Annotated in this window: 18 protein-coding genes and 1 pseudogene; 8 read left to right on the plus strand and 11 right to left on the minus strand. The window is 47.5% G+C overall.

Features of this window, described 5'->3' with window-relative positions; genetic code table 11:
• Positions 1-124: 124 nt before the first annotated feature.
• Both DXZ20_RS15155 and DXZ20_RS15160 read left to right on the plus strand, forming a co-directional pair.
• Positions 125-526 (plus strand): hypothetical protein, encoded by a 402-nt coding sequence (locus DXZ20_RS15155; protein ID WP_163667470.1) that lies wholly within the window; start codon positions 125-127, stop codon positions 524-526.
• 443 nt (positions 527-969) lie between these two features.
• Complete coding sequence (locus tag DXZ20_RS15160; RefSeq protein WP_163667472.1) at positions 970-1,332, plus strand: thioredoxin family protein; 363 nt, start codon at positions 970-972, stop codon at positions 1,330-1,332.
• A 32-nt stretch (positions 1,333-1,364) separates the two neighbouring features.
• Here the strand turns inward: DXZ20_RS15160 and ribD are convergent, their stop codons facing one another.
• Positions 1,365-2,468, minus strand: coding sequence for a bifunctional diaminohydroxyphosphoribosylaminopyrimidine deaminase/5-amino-6-(5-phosphoribosylamino)uracil reductase RibD (gene ribD / locus DXZ20_RS15165; RefSeq protein WP_163699023.1), 1,104 nt, complete (start codon positions 2,466-2,468; stop codon positions 1,365-1,367).
• A gap of 53 nt (positions 2,469-2,521) precedes the next feature.
• Between ribD and DXZ20_RS15170 the strand changes: the two genes are divergently transcribed.
• Positions 2,522-2,749, plus strand: coding sequence for a hypothetical protein (locus tag DXZ20_RS15170; RefSeq protein ID WP_163699025.1), 228 nt, complete (start codon positions 2,522-2,524; stop codon positions 2,747-2,749).
• A 71-nt stretch (positions 2,750-2,820) separates the two neighbouring features.
• On the opposite strand, the gene bioF is transcribed toward DXZ20_RS15170, so the two are convergent.
• The 4 genes from bioF to DXZ20_RS15190 form a co-directional block, all read right to left on the minus strand.
• Entirely contained in the window at positions 2,821-3,993 is a 1,173-nt protein-coding gene (bioF, locus tag DXZ20_RS15175) for an 8-amino-7-oxononanoate synthase (RefSeq protein WP_163699027.1), read from the minus strand.
• Positions 3,994-4,004: 11 nt separating this feature from the next.
• Positions 4,005-4,514, minus strand: coding sequence for a hypothetical protein (locus DXZ20_RS15180; protein ID WP_163699029.1), 510 nt, complete (start codon positions 4,512-4,514; stop codon positions 4,005-4,007).
• A 271-nt stretch (positions 4,515-4,785) separates the two neighbouring features.
• The gene (locus tag DXZ20_RS15185) at positions 4,786-5,265 is read right to left on the minus strand and encodes a hypothetical protein (RefSeq protein ID WP_163699031.1); all 480 of its coding nucleotides are present in this window, start codon (positions 5,263-5,265) and stop codon (positions 4,786-4,788) included.
• A 214-nt stretch (positions 5,266-5,479) separates the two neighbouring features.
• Positions 5,480-8,434, minus strand: coding sequence for a phycobilisome rod-core linker polypeptide (locus DXZ20_RS15190; RefSeq protein ID WP_163699033.1), 2,955 nt, complete (start codon positions 8,432-8,434; stop codon positions 5,480-5,482).
• 433 nt (positions 8,435-8,867) lie between these two features.
• Between DXZ20_RS15190 and DXZ20_RS15195 the strand changes: the two genes are divergently transcribed.
• Together DXZ20_RS15195 and DXZ20_RS15200 are read left to right on the plus strand one after the other, a co-directional pair.
• On the plus strand, positions 8,868-9,455 hold the full coding sequence (locus DXZ20_RS15195) for a sulfite oxidase-like oxidoreductase (RefSeq protein ID WP_163699035.1): 588 nt from the start codon (positions 8,868-8,870) through the stop codon (positions 9,453-9,455).
• Between the two features lie 134 nt (positions 9,456-9,589).
• On the plus strand, positions 9,590-10,360 hold the full coding sequence (locus DXZ20_RS15200; protein ID WP_163667493.1) for a cobyrinic acid a,c-diamide synthase: 771 nt from the start codon (positions 9,590-9,592) through the stop codon (positions 10,358-10,360).
• A 27-nt stretch (positions 10,361-10,387) separates the two neighbouring features.
• On the opposite strand, the gene DXZ20_RS15205 is transcribed toward DXZ20_RS15200, so the two are convergent.
• Together DXZ20_RS15205 and DXZ20_RS37465 are read right to left on the minus strand one after the other, a co-directional pair.
• Positions 10,388-10,639, minus strand: a complete 252-nt coding sequence (locus tag DXZ20_RS15205; protein ID WP_163661787.1) for a hypothetical protein — start codon at positions 10,637-10,639, stop codon at positions 10,388-10,390.
• 66 nt (positions 10,640-10,705) lie between these two features.
• A pseudogene (locus DXZ20_RS37465) lies at positions 10,706-10,885 on the minus strand (hypothetical protein); the annotation flags it as partial.
• Between the two features lie 170 nt (positions 10,886-11,055).
• Between DXZ20_RS37465 and DXZ20_RS15210 the strand changes: the two are divergent.
• Entirely contained in the window at positions 11,056-11,685 is a 630-nt protein-coding gene (locus tag DXZ20_RS15210; protein ID WP_163667497.1) for a LabA-like NYN domain-containing protein, read from the plus strand.
• A gap of 191 nt (positions 11,686-11,876) precedes the next feature.
• Here the strand turns inward: DXZ20_RS15210 and DXZ20_RS15215 are convergent, their stop codons facing one another.
• From DXZ20_RS15215 to DXZ20_RS15230, 4 genes are all read right to left on the minus strand, one after another.
• Entirely contained in the window at positions 11,877-12,356 is a 480-nt protein-coding gene (locus DXZ20_RS15215) for a DUF4198 domain-containing protein (RefSeq protein ID WP_163667500.1), read from the minus strand.
• 181 nt (positions 12,357-12,537) lie between these two features.
• Positions 12,538-14,334 (minus strand): serine/threonine protein kinase, encoded by a 1,797-nt coding sequence (locus DXZ20_RS15220; RefSeq protein WP_163699037.1) that lies wholly within the window; start codon positions 14,332-14,334, stop codon positions 12,538-12,540.
• A 236-nt stretch (positions 14,335-14,570) separates the two neighbouring features.
• Positions 14,571-15,914, minus strand: coding sequence for a TldD/PmbA family protein (locus DXZ20_RS15225; RefSeq protein WP_163667505.1), 1,344 nt, complete (start codon positions 15,912-15,914; stop codon positions 14,571-14,573).
• Positions 15,915-16,041: 127 nt separating this feature from the next.
• Positions 16,042-17,520 (minus strand): TldD/PmbA family protein, encoded by a 1,479-nt coding sequence (locus tag DXZ20_RS15230; RefSeq protein WP_163667508.1) that lies wholly within the window; start codon positions 17,518-17,520, stop codon positions 16,042-16,044.
• Positions 17,521-17,786: 266 nt separating this feature from the next.
• On the opposite strand from DXZ20_RS15230, the gene DXZ20_RS15235 reads away from it, so the two are divergent.
• Positions 17,787-19,229, plus strand: coding sequence for an adenylate/guanylate cyclase domain-containing protein (locus DXZ20_RS15235; RefSeq protein ID WP_163699038.1), 1,443 nt, complete (start codon positions 17,787-17,789; stop codon positions 19,227-19,229).
• A 458-nt stretch (positions 19,230-19,687) separates the two neighbouring features.
• On the plus strand, positions 19,688-21,784 hold a 2,097-nt coding region (locus DXZ20_RS37470; protein ID WP_250565766.1), incomplete at its 3' end, for a tetratricopeptide repeat protein.

A 21,784-nucleotide genomic window follows, 5' to 3' on the forward strand; every position in this document is an offset into this window, starting at 1 on the left:
ACTGACTTAAATTAATAATGCTTAAGTAAACGTTAATATTGCATACTTAAAAGCATTTTTGCCAGTTTTTCAGGTCTTAGCTGACTCCTTAAAGGCTGACCCTACAGTTATTTCTGCGTTTTTAATGGATTCTATCGAAAAGCTCATCACCATGGCCGAAGACGAGCTGACTCAATACAGTACAGAAGCGCGAAAAATTGAAAAATTACGGCCTAAGGTTGGGCTGACGGTTCCATATCCTCAGCAAAAGCAGATTAAAGAGCAGATCCTGGCAGATATACCTCAAAATATGTTTGCCAAAATTGTTGAACGCGACCGACAGATGGTAGCACTACCTTTTTGGGGCATTGGCGGTTTAGGACTGCTGTTAGGGGTTGCCATGCAGCAACCCCTAGACTTCATGGCTACAGGCGTAGGATTTTACGTTGCGTATGGTATTCAATCATGGGGTTGGAAGCTAGAGGCCAAACGCTTAGTTGTGAAAACCCTGGATATGATTGAAAAAGAAATGCAAAGCGAGGTGTGACATCGTCAGTTATACCCAATTGTATTTTTAGCTATAGGTAAATGTTTGCAGCCAAAGAAAATTTAGTTGCCATCATTTGAGAGAACGCCTCAATTCAGAGGTTATGTTGATCAAACAAAACATAAATTTCTGAATCATTCAGATACATTATTTAATGTTTTCTTAAGTTTTCATGAAAAAAAACACTGTACAAAAGTGACCATTGATGGTCCAATATCTCTATCTATACAAGACTTTCGACGATTAGTAACAATTCTAATCTTGGCTTGATGTCTTTAAGTTGGTATTGCTGAGCGTACGTGGATTTTTATTATTGGCAGGCTGTCTTTTTTGTGAGAAAAGGTTCACAATAATAGAGCAATACCCTTTCGGTATTAGACTTTTCTTAATAAGATTGGAAGTACTAAAAGATTTTTATCAATACTGACAATAATTAAGCGTCAATGACAATTTCTGAAGACAATTTCGAAAGCGTTGTACTAGCTTCTCCTGTGCCGGTTCTAGTGCATTTTTGGGCTCCTTGGTGTGGATTGTGTCGTCGAGTGACTCCCATGCTCAATAGGTTTCAGCAAGACTGGTCAGGTCAGGTAAATGTCTTTAATATTAATGCTGATGAAAATCTCAAGCTGGCAAATCTGTATCGACTGCAGACGTTACCCACGCTGCTATTTCTAGATCAAGGACAGGTGATTCAGCGGTTTGATGTGTTGCGCAATCGTGATGAGTTTGTCCGAGCGCTCAACTTATTGATGCGTCGTCATCAGTTAGAGGCTGGGCTGACTAAGGATCGCAGGACTGGTTGGTAATAGCTAGCGGTTTTAAGGTACTTATTTTTTACTTAATCCTTTAGATATCCCTCAATCAGCCAGTCTGGACCTATCTTTTGTAGCTCTATGTTGTTTAGGGCTAAGGCTTCAGTCATTTCTCTAAAGCCCATATCGCCGATTGGTGTTTGAGCGTTGCGGCCACCAATCAGCTTAGGGGCGATAAATGCCCATACTTTTTGAATAACGCCCTGCTGTAGAGCTACTGCACTCAAGGTGCCACCACATTCCCACAAAATTGTGGATAACCCCCGTTCAAATAAGTTATTAGCGACTGCTTCGGGTGTTAATGGATTGAGGGAAACGACGTCTACAGATGTTGGCAATATGGACTCTGCCTGTTTCTGGTTGATTTCTGTAAATACTAATGTCGGGGCAATGTCAGTTTGCCAAAGATGAGCATTGGTGGGTAGCTCTAGGCTGCGACTCATCACTACACGGAGTGGGTTGCGATCGCATACTCCATGGCTAGTCAATCGAGGATTATCTTTTCGTACCGTATTGCCACCGACAATGACAGCATCGCACTGACCTCGCAGTTGATGTACATGTCGTCGTGATGCAGGGCTGGTGACCCAGGCACTATGGCCAGTATCCGTAGCAATTTTGCCATCAAGGGTCATGGCATATTTCAAAATGCTAAAGGGTTGACGGTGACGTATGCGATGGATAAAGGCTTCATTGAGGCGTTCACAGGCGACTGTTTCCACATCGGTAATAACTTCAACGCCAGCGGCGCGTAAACGCTCTATGCCGCCGCTGGCCTTAGGATTGGGGTCCCGCATGCCAATCACTACCGTAGCAATGCCTGCCTGTAACACAGCTTCTGTGCAGGGTGGGGTGCGTCCTGTGTGGTTGCAGGGTTCTAAATTTACATAGATTGTGGCCCCTCGGGCGGCCTCACCAGCTGCTCGTAGGGCAAAAACCTCTGCATGGGGTTGTCCTACTTGGGGGTGAAACCCTTCTCCAACAATTTGTCCATCCTTAACAACGATCGCCCCCACCATCGGGTTAGGCGCTGTTCGCCCGGCTCCTTGAGCCGCTAGCTCTAGACAGCGATGCATCATTGTGATGTGACTCTCACCTGTCGGTAGTGACGAATCGTTCTGTGAAATCATGGGCAAATTTATCTAGAATTTTGTATTAGAAGAAGAGTTATTAACATAACCCCATGACTACTGAGAACACTAGCGTGAACTGTGCCGTCGATTGCGTTAACGGCTGCATTAAAGGCGATGCTTGTCCCAATGAGGCTTATACTCAACAGGCGTCGAATTTTATTGAAAACACGTCTCTCGACAAAATGTTAGAAATTGCTGAAGAGGCACTGCGTAAGAAGATTTTGGCACGGGCAACAGAACCGAGAAAGTGGGTGATGCCGGAGGAGTTGGGAGAATAGGGAGTAGGGTAAGGACCTGAAAAATCCGTTTGGTTTAACAGCGTCTTCGTGTACCTCCCGCTGCCCATGCCCTACTCACCAAAAAAATCCTGAATCCCTGCTACCAATCGATCAATGTCTCCCCTCGAATGGGTCGCCATTACCGTTGCCCTTAGACGACTGGTGGGGACAGTGGGGGGGCGCACTGCGGAGGCAAAAATTCCTTGTTTTTTTAGGTGTTGACCCAGTTGAAGTACTGTTGCTGCGTCTTTGACTTGGATGCAAACAATTGGGGATTCGGAGGGTAAGCGACTAATGTGGGACAGCTGGTCTAGGCGCTGTCTGAGGTAGGTGGCGTTGTGTGCTAGCTGGGTGAGTCTTTCGGGCTCTTGAGAGAGAATTGCGATCGCAGTCCTGGCGGCGGCGGCATCGGCAGGGGAGAGACCTGTTGTATAAATCCACGTGGCGGCACGGTTGCGTAAAAAGTCAATCAATTCAGCGGAACCGGTGACGTAGCCGCCTAAGCTGCCCAAGGCTTTGCTAAGGGTGCCGACTTGTACCATGGGTCGATGACGACAGCCGAGAAGTTCTACGGCACCACCACCGGTTTTACCGAGTACGCCGGTGCCGTGGGCTTCATCCACCATGACCATGGTGTCCCACTGGTCGGCGATGGCTAAAATTTCTGACAGTGGGCACAGGTCTCCATCCATACTAAAGACACTGTCGGTGACGATGATGCAGCGACGATATTGGGGACGCATCTGCGTCAAATGATGCTGTAGCTGTTCTAAATTGTTGTGGTCATATATGGCAATGGTGGCTCCGCTGAGGCGAGCGCCCATTTGTAGGCTGGAGTGATTGTATTGATCCGCCACAATCAGATCGCGGTGATCCACCAGGGTGGCGAGGGTGCCCAAGTTTGCTAAATAGCCTGAACTAAAGACAATGGCATCATCGGTCCCTTTAAGTTCTGCGATGGCCTGTTCTAACTCTCGGTGGATGGGGCGCTGACCGCTAAGCAGTCGGGAGCCGGTGCTACCGGTGCCGTAGGTTGCGATCGCATTCGCAGCTGCTTTGGCTAATCTTGGATCGCCCGCCAGGCCCAGATAATCATTGCTGGCGAAGTTTAAGCAGGTATGTCCATTGACGCTGATGGTAGCACCACTTTTGCCGTCAACAGTTTGAACCTGGCGGTACCAATTAGCTCGCTGCAGTGTCTGCAGTGATTTCGTAATCCATCCGTAGGGATTGGTTGCTACCAAAGTCGTGATTGCTAGTCTAAGTTCGATATCCAGGTATGATACCGCCCAGATACACGCACCCGCCCAGTTTCTGAAAATCTAAGAACGACTGTGCTCGATGCCCCATTAGCATCACTAATTTCTAGAGAGCCATCGACCCAGCGATCAAAGTAATTGGTGGCACTGTGAACCCGAATGTCGTAAATTCCCGCTTCGAATTGAAATTTTTTGCTGCGGTTCAGGGTACGAGGGGAAAATAAACGACGATTATCAATGTACACATCGGCCCATTCATCGCCCTGGGCGACAATTTCTACGGTGACTTCTCGCGCTGCGCGGTCATGGTGATTGTCCTCGTCGCTATGGTCGCGCTCGTCAGTTCTTGACGTGGACGGGTAGTTGATAATTGTCTCACTAATAAGGGTTTCTGCAATAAGAGTTTCTGCTGTTATGGGAGTGGCTAAATGGTTGATTAAAGAAGGTGTAACTGCACTAACCAGCAGGGCTGCTAGCCCTAATTTGAGCCATTGTTTCTGTGTCATAGTGACCCTGGTTTAGTTGATAGGTACTCATTGAAATGATCTAAATTTTGCTGTGACGATAGGTGTAATCAAATTCCACCTATCAAATTTCGGAAATATCACACTAGCGCATTTAGATTTTTTCCTGAGACGTATCTCCAGTCCATGCTGGTAGTCTGTCAGGATTTAATTTTGGAGAGAGAGTTTCTCAGCAGAGTAGCTTTCATGATCGCAATCCCATTCGCTAGTCACGATTCACCCTCTTACGTCGAATTTTGAGCTTGACAAACTATTAGCGACGATGACGCCTTGAGGAGCTGCGCTCTGTGGAGATTGGAATCCAAGCATAGGGATCGCCGGAAACCCTTACGCCTCTTTCTGAAAAGCTGACGACAATAATGTTGGTATCATCGCGACCCACATCTAAATAGCCTTCTGCCCAGATATCAAAATAATCGGCACCGGTAATTTTGATTTCGTAGGCCCCTTCTCTGAAGTTGAAGCGCTTACGGCGATTGGCATTGCGGGGTGAAAAAATGCGACGACCGTCAACGTACACATTGGCCCATTCGTCGCCCCGAGCAATAAATTCTACGGTTACATCGTCTCTTGCAGGGTATCGCCGTTCGTAAATAGGATATCGATGGTGCCCGTGGTGGTCGGTGCGAATGATAATCTGATTTGCTTCAGCCAGTGGGGGAACGACAAGCGGGGATGCGATCGCACAGAGCATCCCTAAAATTCCTAGCCTCAGCCATTTTGGGCGTGTCATAGTGGCCTCAATGTGCATTGCACGTAACGTTACAGGGGCACCTCTATTTCCATTTTAGATCTACGGCCAAAACATCCCTTGCCAGTGGTCAGTTTGCCTCAGTGGTTAGGTTTGCTTACATATTAAAAACCTTCCAGATGCCTAAAACTAGGCATCTGGAAGGCCATGGCTCAGTCACGACTTAACCGCCGCTACGATTTTTGATTGGGCGCTACTAGATCAGACCAAACATTTTCTGAATCAACAGATTGCCATCGGTGACCGGCTGAACCTTAGCAGGGTTTTCGTAGGAGAGACGCTTCTCGACCCGAGCTTTGTTGGAGCCTGCCTTGTCACTGGTGGAAACGCTGGTGAGCATATCGAACATGTTGACGTAGCCTAACAGACGCTTACCCGTCTGGGTTTTATAGCCACGGTAGTAAGGAACTGTATTCTCACCAAAAGCAGTTTGATATTCCTCACTGTCGATGTAAGCATCAATGTCAGCATCGTAACCCTGGTTGTCCACGACGGCACTGTGATAAACAGTCTCGTCATAGCTTTCAGGAGCCCGTCCTAACAGATGCTTAAAGTTCAACTCATGGCAGCGATAACGGGGGGCATTATCAATAAAGCGAGACTTATATAGGTCTGACTTAGCCAATACACGCACAAAGCCGCGTACGGTTAAGTCACCGTTGCGCAGTTGGGATTCTGCACTAGCCAACCGCTCGCTCTCCATGATGTGGGCATTGCCCAACACCTGCTTATAGATAGCGCTAATCGCCAGATTCAAATCTTCATCCGATGCACCGGCGTTGAGTTTGATGGGATCCTGATTCGCCAGAGCGTTGTATTGCCCTTGCCAAATGGACGTACGTTCAACTGAAGCTAGAGGGCTTGTGGCCTCCAGGTTAAAGGAATAATCAGGGGTTATGACTGGAGCAGCGGGCTGAGTCTTAGGACGAATATCGGCTACCGGAACAGTCTGCTCGGAGATATCAGGAATACGGCTGGACTGGTTTTTGAGAATGGACTGATCAACGGCAGCACTACCATACTGGCTCAGTTGCTTATCGCTGCTGGAGGCACCACGTAATAACTGGAAGGAATGGGTATAGCTGGCCATTCCTTTCCCAGTTTGGGTTTGGTAGCCACGGAAGTAAGGAACGATGTTGGCCCCAAAGGTTTCAAAGTACTCGTCGCTATCCAGGTAGGCGTCAATTTCAGCGTAAAATCCTTCCTCAGCCAAGATTTGAATATGACGCGAGATCTCTGCACCACTCTCGGGTGCTCGGCCCAGCAAGTGCTTAAAGTTCAGCTCCACTGCTTTTAAGTTAGTGCAACGCTCATAGAATAGGGTGCGATATCTATCTGACTTTGCTAAAGCCCGAACAAATTCCAAGACAGTAATGTCACCGTTGCGTAGCTGTGACTCAGCGATGGGGAAGCGCTCGCTTTCCATTAGATGGGCGTTACCAAACACCTGTCTGTAAGCTGCTTCAATCACTATATCGATTTGAGCAGTACTATCACCCGCTATCAGTTCAACTGGTTGTTGTTCAGCAAATGAGTCAGTATAGGCTCCGATGATAGAAGACGTCCCCACATCCTGTTTAGAAACAAAGATGGGCGTACCAATGGCCTGGGCTAATTGGAACCCCTTAGGATTGAAAACGTTTTCTTGCTTGGATTCGAAGGTCTTGGTTAGGGCTGTTTGCAGTTGGGATTTCTGACTCGCTTTTATGGACTCAGAAACCGAGCGATCGCTGCTGGAAAGACCCTTAATCAGATCAAAGATGCGGTTGTAACCAGCAACATTCTTACCTGTCTGGGTGGCGTAGGCTACATAGTAAGGAACGGTATCTTTACCAAAGTTTTCGTCATACTCCGCACTATCAAAGTACGAATCAATTTCAGCTTCGAGACCGCCTTCCGCCAGGATGCCAAGATGCTTAGACACTTCCTTGAAATTATCAGGAGCCCGGCCTAGCAAATGCTTGAAGTTCAGCTCGATGGCACGAACATTTGAACAGTTCTCAAAGAATAGAGAACGATAGGCGTCAGACTTAGCTAAGGCCCGGATGAATTCTTTAACCGTCAAAGCCCCATCCTTGAACTGGGACTCAGCCGTCACCATGCGCTGGCTTTCCATCAGGTGAACGTTACCAAACACCTGCTTATAGGCAGCTCGGATAACAATTTCAACATCTTCACCAGAGGCACCGGGGGACAACTTAACTGGCTGGCTAGCCCGAGAGGCTGGGAATGTGGCCGCCGCCTGCTTAGCGTTGTACTGTTTAACCCATTCATTGGGCGTGATCGGCTCCGATAAAAAGGCAGCTGACTTATAGACAGGAATAAAGTCTGCTTTGGTGAGTTGCTGCTGAGGCTGCTGGTATTCCTGTTCTGGAATAACAGGTGTGGAGAAGGGGAGTGTTGCTAGGGGCTTAATTTCAGTCGGTGTGCCACTTAGCAAACCTGACTGGATTTGAGGTGTGGTGTTGCTCTCAATGGATTTATCGCTGCTAGAGGCTCCCTTGACCAGCTGAGCAGAGTGGGTAAAGCCAGATACAGACTTGCCTGTTTGGGTCTTATGACCGCGATAGTAGGGCACTAAATCTGTACCAAACGCCTGGAAGTATTCGTCGCTATCCAGGTAGGAATCAATCTCGGCCTCAAAGCCATCTTCAGCCAGGGTTTGAATGTGCTCAGAAATCTCTGCGTTATTCTCAGGAGCCCGACCCAGCAAATGCTTGAAGTTTAATTCGACCGCTCTGATGTTGGGGCAGTTTTCAAAAAATACGGCGCGGTAGCGATCGGACTTGGCTAGCTGACGCACAAACTCCAGCACGGTGATTTCGCCTCTACGCAGTTGAGATTCTGAGATCGCAGAGCGCTCACTTTCCATTAAATGAGCATTACCAAATACCTGCTTATAGGCAGCGCGGATAACAACATCTAAATCTGTAACGGATGTTGTGCCGATGAGCTCTACAGGTTGACTGTCTGAGAAAGGACTTAAATAGTTTTTTTGAACGTCAAAATCAGCTGTTGGAGGAGTTGCCGCTTTTGCTGCTTCAGCTGCCTTTTTTTTCTTCAGAGCTACAGCTAAATCAAAACCCTCAGGATTAAATTTCTTTCTGTTAGCCTTTATTGCTGTAGGGCGAAACAAAGTGTTGTTAATCATGGATTTGGCAATACCTTCCTCTATTTGAAAACTTTGGTACACTCCACCGTTTAGAACGGCAACGCTTTGATCTAGCCAACTTTGACCGTTTATGAGAGCTATGCATAAATGGCTTCAACTTTCTTAGAGCTTGTGTAGAGCTGGGCTACACCGTAATTAACTGCGAAAACTCGTGCCCGGTCAACGTTTCAGATAATAGCTACATATCCGAGTCTGCCAGAAAACGGGATCCAGGTGTAAAGAGTTGTAATAACTTGAAAAGCTACATTTAATTTTGGCTGATCGTGATGGGGGGCTGCTCCCCGCCACCCTACAATCTGCTCCCCGCCACCCTACAATTAAATAGCCAAGTTTTTGCATGGCTCAGTTTTTGCATAGCTCAGTTTTTGCATAGCCCAACCTCCCGTGCAGCATCCTTACTAAGGCAGCTCCTATGAAGTTCTTTGAAAAGCCCGGTCCTGACGTTGCTGATCGTGTACCTCCAGGTCAGCATTTAGCTAAAGGGTTTCCTGTGTTGACCTATGGACCTACGCCAGAGGTGACCCAGGACGAGTGGCAGCTAAATCTATCGGGTTTAGTCACCGCTAAAACCTTACGTTGGGCCGATTTAATGGCATTACCGCAGCACCAGTTCACTGCGGATTTTCACTGTGTAACGACCTGGAGCAAGCTAGATGTGACGTGGACTGGTGTCAACGTTATGGATTTATTATCGACGGTTGAGGTGGATGGGCGGGCCGCCCATGTGATGGCCCACTGCTACGGCGGTTACACTACAAATGTAGCCATGGCAGATTTTGCCCGACCTGAAAATTTCCTGGCCCATACCCTGGAAGGCCAGCCTTTACCCTCGCAGCACGGCGGACCCCTGCGATTAGTTGTCCCCCATCTTTATGCTTGGAAAAGTGCTAAGTGGCTCAGTGGTCTAGAGTTTTCTGTAGAGCCAGTGCTTGGTTTTTGGGAACGAAATGGCTATCACAAACGAGGTGAACCTTGGGCCGAAGAGCGGTATAGCGATTAGACGGAACACAAAAGTTTCCTGATCGTCTGCTTACTTATCTGTAGTCCTGAACAGGCCTAAACCAGGTTGTTCAGGTCAAACTTCCTGAAAATGTCAGTGCACTGTGTGATGCAAACCGGTAAATTACAGGTCGCATGTCTGCGATTAATGGCCCCCAAACAAAACAATTAATTCAATCTCTGCCTCCAGAAGCTCAACAGTGGTTATTAGGGTTGCCCTGGGTACAACGCCGCTACGTGTTGTCCCTATGCCATGTGATGTGTGCGACTCCACTGGAGGAGCAGATACAGTTCTTGGATGAGTACACAGCTGATGGTGTGATTTCGCGCATCATTCACGATCGCGATACGACGCAGCGCATTTATCATCATCTACAGCGTTTTCATATTGAGACCAAGCTGACTGAAAGTGTCCTGCGGCGCTATGTGCGTCAGTATTATGTCCACACTGCCCAGGCGCGTCATCATGAGGGTGAAGCCTACCTGGAATCTGCCATTCGGCTGATGATAGATGGCCAGGAACACAATCGCGTCCTCACCTACATCCTTGGATTTGAGCTACTCATATTGCTGTTTAGTATGAGTTGGGAGCAGCACGAGCGGTTTTATGGGTTGCAGCCCAATCAAGAAGACTTTTTTAACCTGTATATTCGACCGGTGCAGCGAGCCCATCGCCTAAATGGTGTAATTGTGCCTAAGGATGAAAATCGCTTTTTTGCCCGTCGCGAATATTTTATCCGTATCCCTCAGCTGAAGCCTGGACAAACGGTGGCGCTAGTGATGGCAAGCTTCTCCCCCAAACAGATTAGTCATTTGGGGGCCATTGTGATGCGTCATCAAAATGCGTTGCAATTTGACTACGAGCATATTTTTCAACAAAACTCCGATGCGGCTATTTTTGGCTAACGCCTATGCCAATATTCCACAGAGTTTCTATTCCACAATACGTATGCCCCCTGCTTGAATGGCATCGAATAGGCGATTAATTTGACGGCGTTCTTGCTCATCGACGGTGCCATCGGCCAAGACCATTTTTGAAAGGGATTGATATTGGGTGTAGGTAATACGCTTGGCCCTGATGAGTTGATCAACTAGCTGAACGACATTATTTTCATCCGTTTCAGCGTTTTCTTGCTGTTCATTACTGTCTGCAGGGTTCATTGCCTTGTCAGAAGGTTCGTTCATAGCTTTAAGATATGAGCGTTTGCCAAGAATCGATGTCTTAAATATTGGCATCCTACCGGAAAGCCTTTACTGATTGGCGGAATGACCCAATCTGAAACAAATGCTATCGAGTAGCAAACTATAAATTAGCTTCTCTTGTTCTGCAATGGGTTTATCATGCTGCCAGCGTAAAATACGAGGAAATCGGACAGAAATCCCTGATTTGTGTCGCTTAGACTGGGCGATTCCCTCAAAACCAATTTCAAATTAATCCTTCGGCCCGATGCTCACGGGATGTCTCTCTGAGAGTTTGAAGCTGCTCAAATCCAAATGCACTTTATAAAGTCTGGATAAAACCTTAAGAAATAATTAATATTTCATACTATTCTCAATATAACCAGTCTGCATGTTGCGGCATATCAGCTTCAATCAACTTTATGGAAAATAATATTGAACACAATGGGGCGACTCATTCTTCCCATGGCTCAAACGGTCGTATGGCACGAGGAGGGGATCTTAAGCTGTCGCCCATAGATGGCACATTGTTTGCTCCCTATACGGGCAATCATGTTGCTGCTAGTTGCGATCGCATGGCCGTCTTAATTGACGGCGCAAACTTATTTTATTCCGCCTCTTATCTGGGGATTGAAGTTGACTACGTTCGGTTGCTCAATGCGCTAGTGGGCAAGCGGCAGTTGCTGCGATCTTACTTCTATACCGGTGTAGACCCTAAAAATGAAAAGCAGCGTGGCTTCTTATTATGGCTTAACCGCAATGGGTATCGAGTCATTAGTAAAGATTTAGCCCAGGTCGCTGATGGCTCCCGTCGAGCCAATCTACATGTGGAAATGGCGGTGGATATGCTACGTCTGGCTGACAGTTGCGACACCATCACCTTATTGAGCGGTGATGGTCATTTAACCTATGCGGTAGATGCCCTGAGCTATCGTGGTGTGCGGGTAGAGTTGGTGAGCCTACAATCGATGACGAGCGATACCTTAATTGATCTGGCTGACCACTACACAGATTTGGCAGAGCTACAAGAGTATATCTGTAAGCTGTCCTAACTATAGATTGGTCCCCATAGTTCACACCATCAGTGATTGCTGACAGCGTATCTTGTCGGGGATTTGCCTTGTGCAAGCTCCCATGTGTTAGGGGCGATCAACCAGGGTTTCCACATTATAGATTCATTAAAAAACCAGCCGATCTAGACTCAGATCGACTGGTTTGCCTGATTCTGTAGAAGTTTGCTTAATTATTTCCGAAAGCGTCGCCAAAGACCTAAGGTAACTAGCGTTCCCAACGATAGGGCCCAGCCAATATAAGAGGTACCGCCGTAGTGGATATCGGTGTCACCGATATCGCTAATCAGTTCTGTGGTCACGCCAGTTTCATTGACGGGGACTGTCAAAATATCGCCGTGACCCTGCTGACGGATGATCACTTCCCAGTCACCTGTGAGGGTTTGGTCAGGGCTAAAGCTAAACCGACCTTCCTGGTCAGTAACGCCCTGGGTCCAGGGTTTGATCGGATTATTGGGAGAATACACGTTCACCTTAGCGCCCTTAAGTGGCGCACCGTTGCTAAAGGTGCTCTGCATTCTTAAAACCTGCTGGGATTGCTCGTTCGAAAACTGGTCAAGAAAGTAGTTAGTCTCAACCATATGGGCCGAAGCCTTGCCTGCGACTGTAAGCAGTCCGAATACGATGAACGGTGTTAGTTTTCGAAGAGTCATCCTAAAATCCCTCTAAATCTGATGCCAATGCTGACGGCACAATTTAACAGCGTTTTCCAATGGAACATCCCAATGCTACCCCTTTAAATTCAAAATGCGCAGTTAATTTTATGAGGAGTGATTGATAGATATTGTTGACGAGCAATTATTGTTGATGGGCAATGCATGTCTATCCTAGAGCCTAAGGACGAATAAGACTCCGTTCCACATTACGACGATACAGGGCAATAGCCTTGGCTTGCTGGATAGGCATATAGGTCAGCATAGTGCCGATGGCAATCACGTTAGCAATTAATCCGAACGTAATCCAAGGACCGCTAAGGGCCAGACCCTGGATCAGACCTAGGCTGGTGCCCAATAACCCGGTTAGTAAGGTTAACCCAAGGGAAAATTTGGGTTGAAAGCCCCGTTGCCAAAAACGGTCGATGGTTAGACCATCGATCACCCCAATGACACTGCCGCTGATGATGCCAAGACCCACAGTGATAGCGGAGGTAACGTAGTCGGTAGCGGTGATGTCTAGCAATAGACATAGCGGTGCCACCAAGGCGACCGCGATGGCTCCTGCGATTGTAATAATGCGAGCTGCTGGGGATTTAAGACTGACTTCATGTAGCAGCCAACCACCGATTTGCATCCCCAGGCTATTGCCGAAGAGTGCCAGTAGTATCAGTACGTTTCTAATGCCCGATGTAATCACTTCATACTCTGGGGCCAGTGCCGCTAAAACCCAAACCGTTACCCAACAGGTTGCTAATAAAACTAGCAGTGATGGATAGGGTGATCCTTGGGGCTTCAGTAGCGGCATGGGGGCCGTTTGCACATTTAAATTAAGGGAATAAATTGCTTCTTGGGCATTGCTTCTCAGTAATAGATTGCGCTGATAGGTTTGCCCCGACATTAACTGACTCGTATCAATCTGAAGCTGAGTTGTGATGTCATTGCCATGGAACTCAGTTGGGGAGAATTGAATCCAGCTATGGTAAGCGTTATCAAAATTGGGGTCACTGCTGTGGGGTGCAACCTGCCAATGCCCCGTTAAGGTGGTTTCGGGGACAGAATTGTTTAATGTGATTGCCGTTGTTAATAGCTCTCCCCGGTCTGTGGCGACCAGGTTGATAGTGGATTGGCTAAACTTTGCCTGGGGTTGGCGTAGACCATGTTCTGGGATATTGTCCAGGGCGTCACTGGCGTTTTCGAAGCGATCGCTCAGACGCGGCTGGACCATTTTTTCGAGCCACGTTATCCATTGGGGGCTTAAATAGGCTTTGAACTGACTAAAATCAACCTGGTAAGTGACATCGACTAATTTCCCTACGTGATGGGCGGGTGTGTTGGTCAGCAGACAGATCAGGGTCATTCCTAACCCATACAGATCTGAGGCTTCGGTAAGCTGCCGGTTAAAAATTTGCTCCGGCGGCATGAATCCTAGCGTTCCTTTAACAACGCTGCTCATGCCAACTTCACCATCACCAATGCGCGCAAAGCCAAAATCTACGAGGTAGACCTTTAAGTTATCGCTGACCAGAATGTTTGCAGGCTTAAAATCGCGATGGATAATGGGTGGGATTCGACTTTGTAAATAGGCCAGAATTTCTAAACAGGAGACGGCGATTTGACGAATTGCGTCGGGGCTAAAACTACGGGGCTCCGCTAAGCTTTTGGCATGTTTATACTCTTGCACCATGCAAAAGCCTTCTTCGGCTTTAAATGCTCCCAGATACCTGGGAATGCCTGGATGTTTGAGGCTTTTGAGAACTTGCCCTTCCTGGAGTAGTGCGTCATACCCTTGCCAATCAGAAGACTTAGCAAATTGAAATTGTTTAATAACTACTCGCCGTTTAGTTTTTAGATGAGTAGCTGAATAGGTAACTCGTCCCCCAGCTCGATTGACACCCAGCTCAGACTCAAGTTGAAAACCATATTTATGAAAATCAGGTAGGTCAGATGCTAGAGATGAACCTGTAAGGCTTGTCATTCTTACAATATGGGTAAGTATATCTCTTATCCAATAGCGTACAATGCTGCCTTAATCTAGAAAAAATGAAGCGTCTTTAAAGTGAAAACATCCGCCGTGTGAATAGTGTGTTGATATTTCCTAGCCCATGGCGTGTTGATACCGAGTATGCGCTAGGAAATACGTAATTAAGCCAGTATTGTTTTGCATGGCTGACTTAGAGACTGATCAACCACTGATCAACCATGGTTCTACTGTTATTCCCCTGTGATCGATAATTCATCAATCCATACATGAGGAGCAACACCACTAGGCGTCACTTTTTCGTCGGGGGAGACATAGATGATGGATTGCAGTAGCTGACGAAAATCTCCAGCAACCGTTGCAGATTCAATACTTGTGCGTTTGCCTTTTTGGATGAGCCAACCGTCAAAGGGCAGTGAGAAAGAGCCCTGCAGTGCATTGACCCCGGCGTGAAGTGCCTGTAAGTCGTCAATTAGAACGATATTATCATCAGCATCTTCCAGACTATAATTTTGTTTTGCTGGTTGTCCCTGGGTAATATGGAGAAAATTACTGCCGACGCTGACTTTGGCACCGATGCTAGCGTGACCTGTGGGTTGAGCCCCCATGCGTTTGGCGGTACCTGCACTATGTAGAAAGTTAGTCAGCACACCATTTTCAATAATGGGCAGTCGTCGAGTGGGGGTGCCTTCCCCATCAAAGGTTTCGGAACTAATATTGCCTGGATGCAGGGCGTCATCGTAAACCGATAGCAGCGGTGATGCAATGGTGGTATTGAGACTCTCGGCAGTGGAGAGACTACGTTTGTCGAGAACACTCTGAGCGTTATAAAGGTTGCCAAAAGCCCGAATTAGGCTTAAGAATGCATCGGGTGAAAAGACAACGCGATATTTGCCTGACTGAATTTTCTCATAGTCTAAGTGGCTAAGGGTTTTATCTGTTGCTTCCTTGAGACAACCGTCGATATCAAGAGAGTTGGGACCTACACCCACCCGCATGGCATGACCAGACCGGGGTTTGCGGCCTTCTTGTTCTGTTTTGGTGTACAGATAAACGGAAGCGAAGGTGCGTTCAGCACTACGTTGGGCACCGTCGCTGTTCACATAGAAGTTTTCGCTTGTGTTTTGGGCGATGCCGTTATACGGGACACTTGCGATCGCATCATGGGCATTCAATAATGCCTGTTCAGCGGTCACCAGCCGATCAATCAGTGTTCCCACTGGAGCCGGATCAGCTAGGATAATCTCCACCTCTGGTAATGGAGCCGTAGCTTCAGGACTAAAATCAGGAATATTTTCAGTGGCCCCAAAGGCGCTGGCTTCAGCCGCTGTTTTTAAGGCTAGTTCTAAACCCCGTTCATCCACATCGGTGGTGGAGGTAACCCCCAACCGGCCCTGGTCGTTCCACACACGTACGGTAACGCTGGCCCGATTTGATGCTTTAACTTGTTTAGGTTCGCCCTTATCCACCTGCACACTGGTGCTATCGGTGGTAGCACCGTAGATATCGTACTTGGTGATGCCGAGACGCTGGGCAATGGCTTGGGCGTTAGAAGAAATTTCGATGACTTTGGACATGGGTTAACAATAACAGCGAGATATTTGAAGAGAATGTCATTGCGTGGGGAGGGGGGCATTGCCCATCCTCCGGGGATATCGGGGGTTTGGCCGGTGGCAATGCCTACCCTACTGGCTGGTTTGTGGTTTACCGGCCACCGACTGTGATGCTGTCCACCTTCAGGTGAGGCTGACCAACGGTCACATAAACGCTGCCGCTGATGGAGCCACAGAAACCAGGGGCTAAGCTCAAATCCTGGGAGCACATGGAAATCTTTTGCATAATGTCCACGGCTTCACCAATCAAGGTGGCACCCTTAAGGGGCCGAGTGACTTTGCCATTCTCAATTAAATAGGCTTCATCCACTGCAAAGTTAAACTGACCGGTGGCACCAACGCTACCGCCACCCATTTTCTTGCAATAGATGCCCCTGTCTACTGATGCAAATAGGTCATCCAGACTGTAGTCACCGGTATCAATAAAGGTGTTACGCATCCGAGATGCTGCGGAGAACGTATAGTTCTGACGACGACCACTGCCAGTGCGGGGGTGGCCAGTGCGCATAGCCCCTGCCCGATCAGACAGGAAGTTCTTAAGGACACCATTTTCAATCAACAGGGTGCGCTGGGCAGGCATGCCCTCATCATCCATATCGATGGTGCCAAAGGACTCGCTAGAACGACCTTCATCCCAGGCGGTTAGATTTTCGTGGGCAATCTTTTCGCCCTTCTTATCAATGAAAGGTGTGGTGCCCCGCTCGATTTGCGTAGTCTCTAGCAGGTGGCCACAGGCTTCGTGGAAGATCACACCGCCAAAGTGGTTGGCCATGATAATGGGATAGCTACCCGATTCCACATAGTCGGCATAGAGCATTTTGCCTGCGGACTCGGCCAGTTCTTCGGCAGTGGTGCCATAGTCCCACGCGGTTAGAAAGCTGGGGTCGCTGGTGTTGCCCAAACGCTGACCAATGGAGGAGCGATGGTCACCGTCGGCGCAGAGGACGTTGGCCCCCACCGACTGAGTCAGGCGGATATCACGGGCAAAGGTGCCGTCGCTACTGGCCACCAAGACCTCTTGCCAATCTCTAAAGTAGGCTGTGCGTCTTGCCTGGAGGTGCTTGGCCACCTTTTCTACCGAGGCGTTGGCCCCCAGTAATACATCGCCCATGACCTGCATTGAGCTACAGTTAGCTAGCCAATTTTCCTTGGTGGCAGCATAGTCGCGGAACATTTCCAGGGTGACTTCTGGCACATAGGCGGAGTTCGCGGGTAGCAATAGCCCCATAATGGATAGCCCTTTTTCAAGGGCAGCTTTGAGGCCGTGGAAGCTGACATCATTAGTGCTGACGTAGCAGTCGGCTTTGCCTTTGAAAACCCGTACCCCTGCACCGGTGGTTAGACTGGGGGAAATGCTTGTGATAGCATCATCTTCGGCCAGGCAGCTAATGTAGTTGCGCCGCTCTAGAAAAAATTCAATGAAATCGGCTCCAGCCGCCCGACCCAGGCCCAGTAGTGTCGACAGGGGAGCAGCCCAAGAGGCATCAAATCGATCAGTGGCAGCCTGGTAGGTTTGATTAGGAATTTCCTGCAGGCGTAGGGATGACAGTGGCGGAGCAGCAAGAGTCATAGCGGTTGCCTAATTTCTCAAAACGTGGGTGAATTCCCATCAGTCTAACGCATGGGTTTAATTAGGGATCTTTGGGAGACCTAAGCGGCTGCTCATGGGATCCTTCGCTAATTTTCAGGATAGACTCCTAGGAACTTTGTATGATGGCCCCTAGGGGGGCTGACCCAGCATGGGGTTGGCCATAACATCAGTGGGCGTCTGTCATTATCGATGGGTATTAAATCTATGTAGGTAGCTATTTAGAGTGGTTGTTGTTGACCGTCACCATGGTTAGTGTTTTACAGACGTCATTGGGGTTACTCAAATCTCGCTTGTCTCGAAAAATTGTTGCGTCAATTTTTCTCAGCCTTGTTGTTATCGAATTTATAGTTTTTATTCCGTCCTATCGCCAGCGACGGGCGGACAAACTGAGGGAGCTAGAGACGCTCTCGCAAGAGGTGATTGCCACCATTAAGGCCAACGCGATGCTAGATATGCTGTCTACATCACTGTTGGTAGAGGCGCAGGCAGTCTTAAAAACTGACTCAATTATTCTAGGGGCTGCCCTCTATGATGAGGCGGGACAGTTTATTGATGGGTTTGGAGAAATGCCTTCGTTAGGGGTGCCAGCCACTGGGTTGACCCAGATTGAAACACAGCTGACAGATGCAGGTACCCGTTACGATGTGGCCTGGCCCAGCAAACAATTTCAGGATCGCTACATACTGGTTATTCGCCATGATGCGAACTCTGTTAAGCGATACATGGTGCAGTATTCGGCTCTAATTTTCTTTATTGTTATTATTATTGCTGCTTTTGTTACCCTGGTGACGATTTTTATGCTGGAGCGGATGTTGATTAACCCGCTACTGTTGTTACGAGATGATTTATGTCAAGCGGCAGATGTGGTTGATCAGCCCCAGTTAGCTGAGTTTAGAAGTCTTAAGCAGGCTCAACAGGATGAGCTTGGAGAGGTTATTCAGGCGTTTGCTTCGATGTTTGGTCAAATCTCTCAAGAAGTGCAGGAGCGTAAGCAAGCGGAATTGGCGCTGCGGGGTGAGCAGGAGAAAACAGAGGCATTGTTGCGTAATGTGTTGCCGGTTGCGATCGCAAACAGACTCAAAAACGATCTCTCCAACCGCACCGCCATTGCCTCCCGGTTTGAAAACGTCACCATCTTGTTTGCCGACATTGTTGGTTTTACCCAGCTAGCAGCCCACACGGCCCCCACCGATCTGGTTTGCCAGCTTAACGATATCTTTTCTGTGTTCGATGCTCTGGCGGAACGCCATGGTCTAGAAAAGATTAAAACTATCGGCGATGCCTACATGGTGGTAGGTGGTGTGCCCGCACCCATGACCAACCATGCCGAGGCTGTCATGGCCATGGCCATTGATATGCAAGCGGCTGTGAAACAACATCCCTTTAAGTTGAGGATTGGGATTAATACTGGCCCCGTTGTTGCTGGTGTCATCGGTAAAAAGAAATTTAGCTATGACCTATGGGGAGACGCCGTTAATATTGCCAGTCGTATGGAATCCCATGGGGTAGTAGATCGCATTCAGGTCAGTGCTGATACCTATGAGTTGCTCAAAGAAAAATTTCAATTTGAAGACCGAGGCTGTATTCCTATCAAAGGACGGGGGCAGGCCCACACGTACCTATGGTTGCCGTCAGTAAAAGGTATCCAGGGCACCCACAAGGGGATGCCCCTACAAGCCCTGCCATAGCAATGACTATTGGCCGATGGTGCTTGTATTCACCCATAACCAATGGCCAAATTATGGCGTAGGATATCGGGGTTATCCAGTAGGGGCAATAATTTTTGCTTGCGTTCTAACATATGAACAGGTGTTTTTGCGATTTCCTAAATTTCTAGTAGATGCCAATATCAAATGTACTTGTCGCAATTATTGCCAAAATAAAGTTAACGGATACAAATTATCTCCATGGCAGTTTTTAGGCATTGTCAAAAGCAAGACATGTTTCTTAACTAAATTGAACCTTGACCTTTAGGGGAATTGTTATCCACAAATCGTCATAATAAGCTGGCCTTTTGGTTAACAGTTAGCATTCCCCCTGCTTAAATAGCCGATTCTTGACCTGGTCAGCGTTTTTTGGACCTAACAGTAACCCCGCTGTTGATACACGCATCTGCTCAGAGTGTTATCTCATGTGTAGTACGTCTATGTCAGATTCTATTTACAGCCGTATCATTTTTGTGGGTCGCGAAAAAGAGCTTGCCTGGTTAACCCAGATGATGAAGGCTTCTCTGAGCGACCCTGATCCCCAGTGGATGCTTTCCATCCAAGCCGATGGGGGTATGGGTAAAACTCAATTACTTAAGCAGTTTGTTGAGCTAGCCCAAGCACCTCAAGGCTCTACAAATCAGCGTATCCTTATTACCCAGTATCCCATTGATCTATATCTGACCTCCCATCAAACTGAGCGAGGAATTCTAAGAAGTATCGCAGCACAGCTGACCACGGCGTCTAAAGCCCAACCCTTTGCTCCATTTTTTAAAGATTTAGACTATAGCTTTCAAGCGACTAAGGACGATATTGCGCATTTACGATCAAGTTTTTTAGACTGTTATAACACCCTCGATACTGATCAGGTGATTTTACTGTTCGATACCATCGAACTTACCAATCAAGCTATCCAGCGTTTTTTTCAGGAAATGCTGCCCCAGCTTGGACCGCAGCAACAAGGAAAATTTAAGCCCTTAGTGATCACAGCGGGTCGGAACTCCCTTGCTGACTATTGTCAACATCCCCAGATTAGTCCCCTAAAACTGCAAGGCTTATCTCCAACAGAAATTGGTCATTACTTTGATCAGTCTTTTCAAACGCCATCCGCACCCGGCATTACCCAGGAATTTATCGAGCGCATTACCAATCTCTCTCAAGGGTCTCCGATTTTAGTGGCACTAACCATTGATTGGTTAAACTACGGCAGCCTACCAGAAGAATTAGATGCAGACAGTCCAGAAGAGTTTAAGCGGATGATGATTGAACTCATCAGTGAACTCCGTAATCCAGAAGATCAAACCATTCTGGCCATGGCTCAGCTAAAACGGCGCTTTGATGCTGGGCTTTTGGTGGAAATATTAGGGGAATCGCTAGAAAATGCCTCAGCTTTGATTAAATCTGTTTCTAAATTTTCCTTTGTTAAATCTCACTACAATACCAACGGTGAACACCAGAGCTGCTTGCTACACGATGAAATGCAGCGATTAGTGAATGACTATATTTTGCAGCCATTGGATCATAATAACAGTCTGCGACAGAAATGGAGTGCTAAAGCTGTCAGCTACTATGACCATCTGATTACAGCAGAGAAAAATCAGGTATTTAAACAAAGTCTTCAACTAGAACAGCTTTACTATGCGCTTTATGCCGATAAAGACCAGGGCTTAGAGCGATGGCGTAGTCTACTTAAGCAAGCCAATATCAACGGCTTTAAAGAAGCACTAAATGAAGAAGTCCAACAGTTTAAGGATCAATTAAATAACCAGGAAAAACAAGAACTGGCATTGGCATGGGCAACGTTAGCCTATGATAAGGGTCAATATCAAGAAGCAAGGCAAGGCTTTGAAGATATCTTTGACCAGCCGCTTTCCAAAATAATTCAAAGCCAGGTATGCCCCAATTTAGTCTTTACCTATACGCATCTAAATAATTTTGCTGTTGCCCTAGAAATAGGCCAGCAGAGTCTGAACTGGTTTCTGACTGAACTCGATTCTCCTCAATGTTCTCTCTGGGAACAACAGCAGTATTTACAGGACTTTGGTAAAACCTTGAATGCTATAGGGTGGACCTATCGTCAACAGGAAGAGTTTGATCAGGCGATTGATTATTATAAACGGTCTTTAGATAAACTTAAGAACATTCAAGCAGCCGACCTTGATCGGGCCTCTACGAAAACAAATTTAGCCTATCTCTTTCATGCTAAGGGGAAAAATCGAGAAGCAATTGCCCATAGCAAGACTGCCCTAAAAATCGCTAAACGTTTAGGCAACCCAAAGCAGCTGGGCCTAACTAATAATGTTCTAGGGATTATTGCCGCTAACTCTTTGCAGGAACAGAAGGCTACTTTGCATTTTAAAGCAGCCCTCGAACATTTTTCTGAAATTGACTACGATCGGGGGTTAGCCATGGTGAATATTGCCCATGGCAGGCTTTCTCGTCAAAGTGGTTGGTATAAAGTCAAACCAAACCGCGCAAACGCTACTACAGCCCAAGCAGACTATGCAAAGGCGATGAAAATGTTCGACCAGGCCATT

It is taken from the genome of Adonisia turfae CCMR0081, assembly GCF_011009555.1.
In the GTDB taxonomy this organism is placed as follows: Bacteria; Cyanobacteriota; Cyanobacteriia; order Phormidesmidales; family Phormidesmidaceae; genus Leptothoe; species Leptothoe turfae.

Coding starts and splice junctions, on each gene's coding strand:
- DXZ20_RS15200 (WP_163667493.1), top strand. CDS start 9,590: ATGTCTGCGATTAATGGCCCCCAAACAAAACAATTAATTCAATCTCTG.
- DXZ20_RS15230 (WP_163667508.1), bottom strand. CDS start 17,520: ATGACTCTTGCTGCTCCGCCACTGTCATCCCTACGCCTGCAGGAAATT.
- DXZ20_RS15210 (WP_163667497.1), top strand. CDS start 11,056: ATGGAAAATAATATTGAACACAATGGGGCGACTCATTCTTCCCATGGC.
- DXZ20_RS15155 (WP_163667470.1), top strand. CDS start 125: ATGGATTCTATCGAAAAGCTCATCACCATGGCCGAAGACGAGCTGACT.
- DXZ20_RS15205 (WP_163661787.1), bottom strand. CDS start 10,639: ATGAACGAACCTTCTGACAAGGCAATGAACCCTGCAGACAGTAATGAA.
- DXZ20_RS15215 (WP_163667500.1), bottom strand. CDS start 12,356: ATGACTCTTCGAAAACTAACACCGTTCATCGTATTCGGACTGCTTACA.
- DXZ20_RS15195 (WP_163699035.1), top strand. CDS start 8,868: ATGAAGTTCTTTGAAAAGCCCGGTCCTGACGTTGCTGATCGTGTACCT.
- DXZ20_RS15190 (WP_163699033.1), bottom strand. CDS start 8,434: ATGATTAACAACACTTTGTTTCGCCCTACAGCAATAAAGGCTAACAGA.
- DXZ20_RS15225 (WP_163667505.1), bottom strand. CDS start 15,914: ATGTCCAAAGTCATCGAAATTTCTTCTAACGCCCAAGCCATTGCCCAG.
- DXZ20_RS15220 (WP_163699037.1), bottom strand. CDS start 14,334: ATGACAAGCCTTACAGGTTCATCTCTAGCATCTGACCTACCTGATTTT.
- ribD (WP_163699023.1), bottom strand. CDS start 2,468: ATGATTTCACAGAACGATTCGTCACTACCGACAGGTGAGAGTCACATC.
- DXZ20_RS15185 (WP_163699031.1), bottom strand. CDS start 5,265: ATGACACGCCCAAAATGGCTGAGGCTAGGAATTTTAGGGATGCTCTGT.
- DXZ20_RS15170 (WP_163699025.1), top strand. CDS start 2,522: ATGACTACTGAGAACACTAGCGTGAACTGTGCCGTCGATTGCGTTAAC.
- DXZ20_RS15160 (WP_163667472.1), top strand. CDS start 970: ATGACAATTTCTGAAGACAATTTCGAAAGCGTTGTACTAGCTTCTCCT.
- DXZ20_RS15235 (WP_163699038.1), top strand. CDS start 17,787: ATGGTTAGTGTTTTACAGACGTCATTGGGGTTACTCAAATCTCGCTTG.
- DXZ20_RS15180 (WP_163699029.1), bottom strand. CDS start 4,514: ATGACACAGAAACAATGGCTCAAATTAGGGCTAGCAGCCCTGCTGGTT.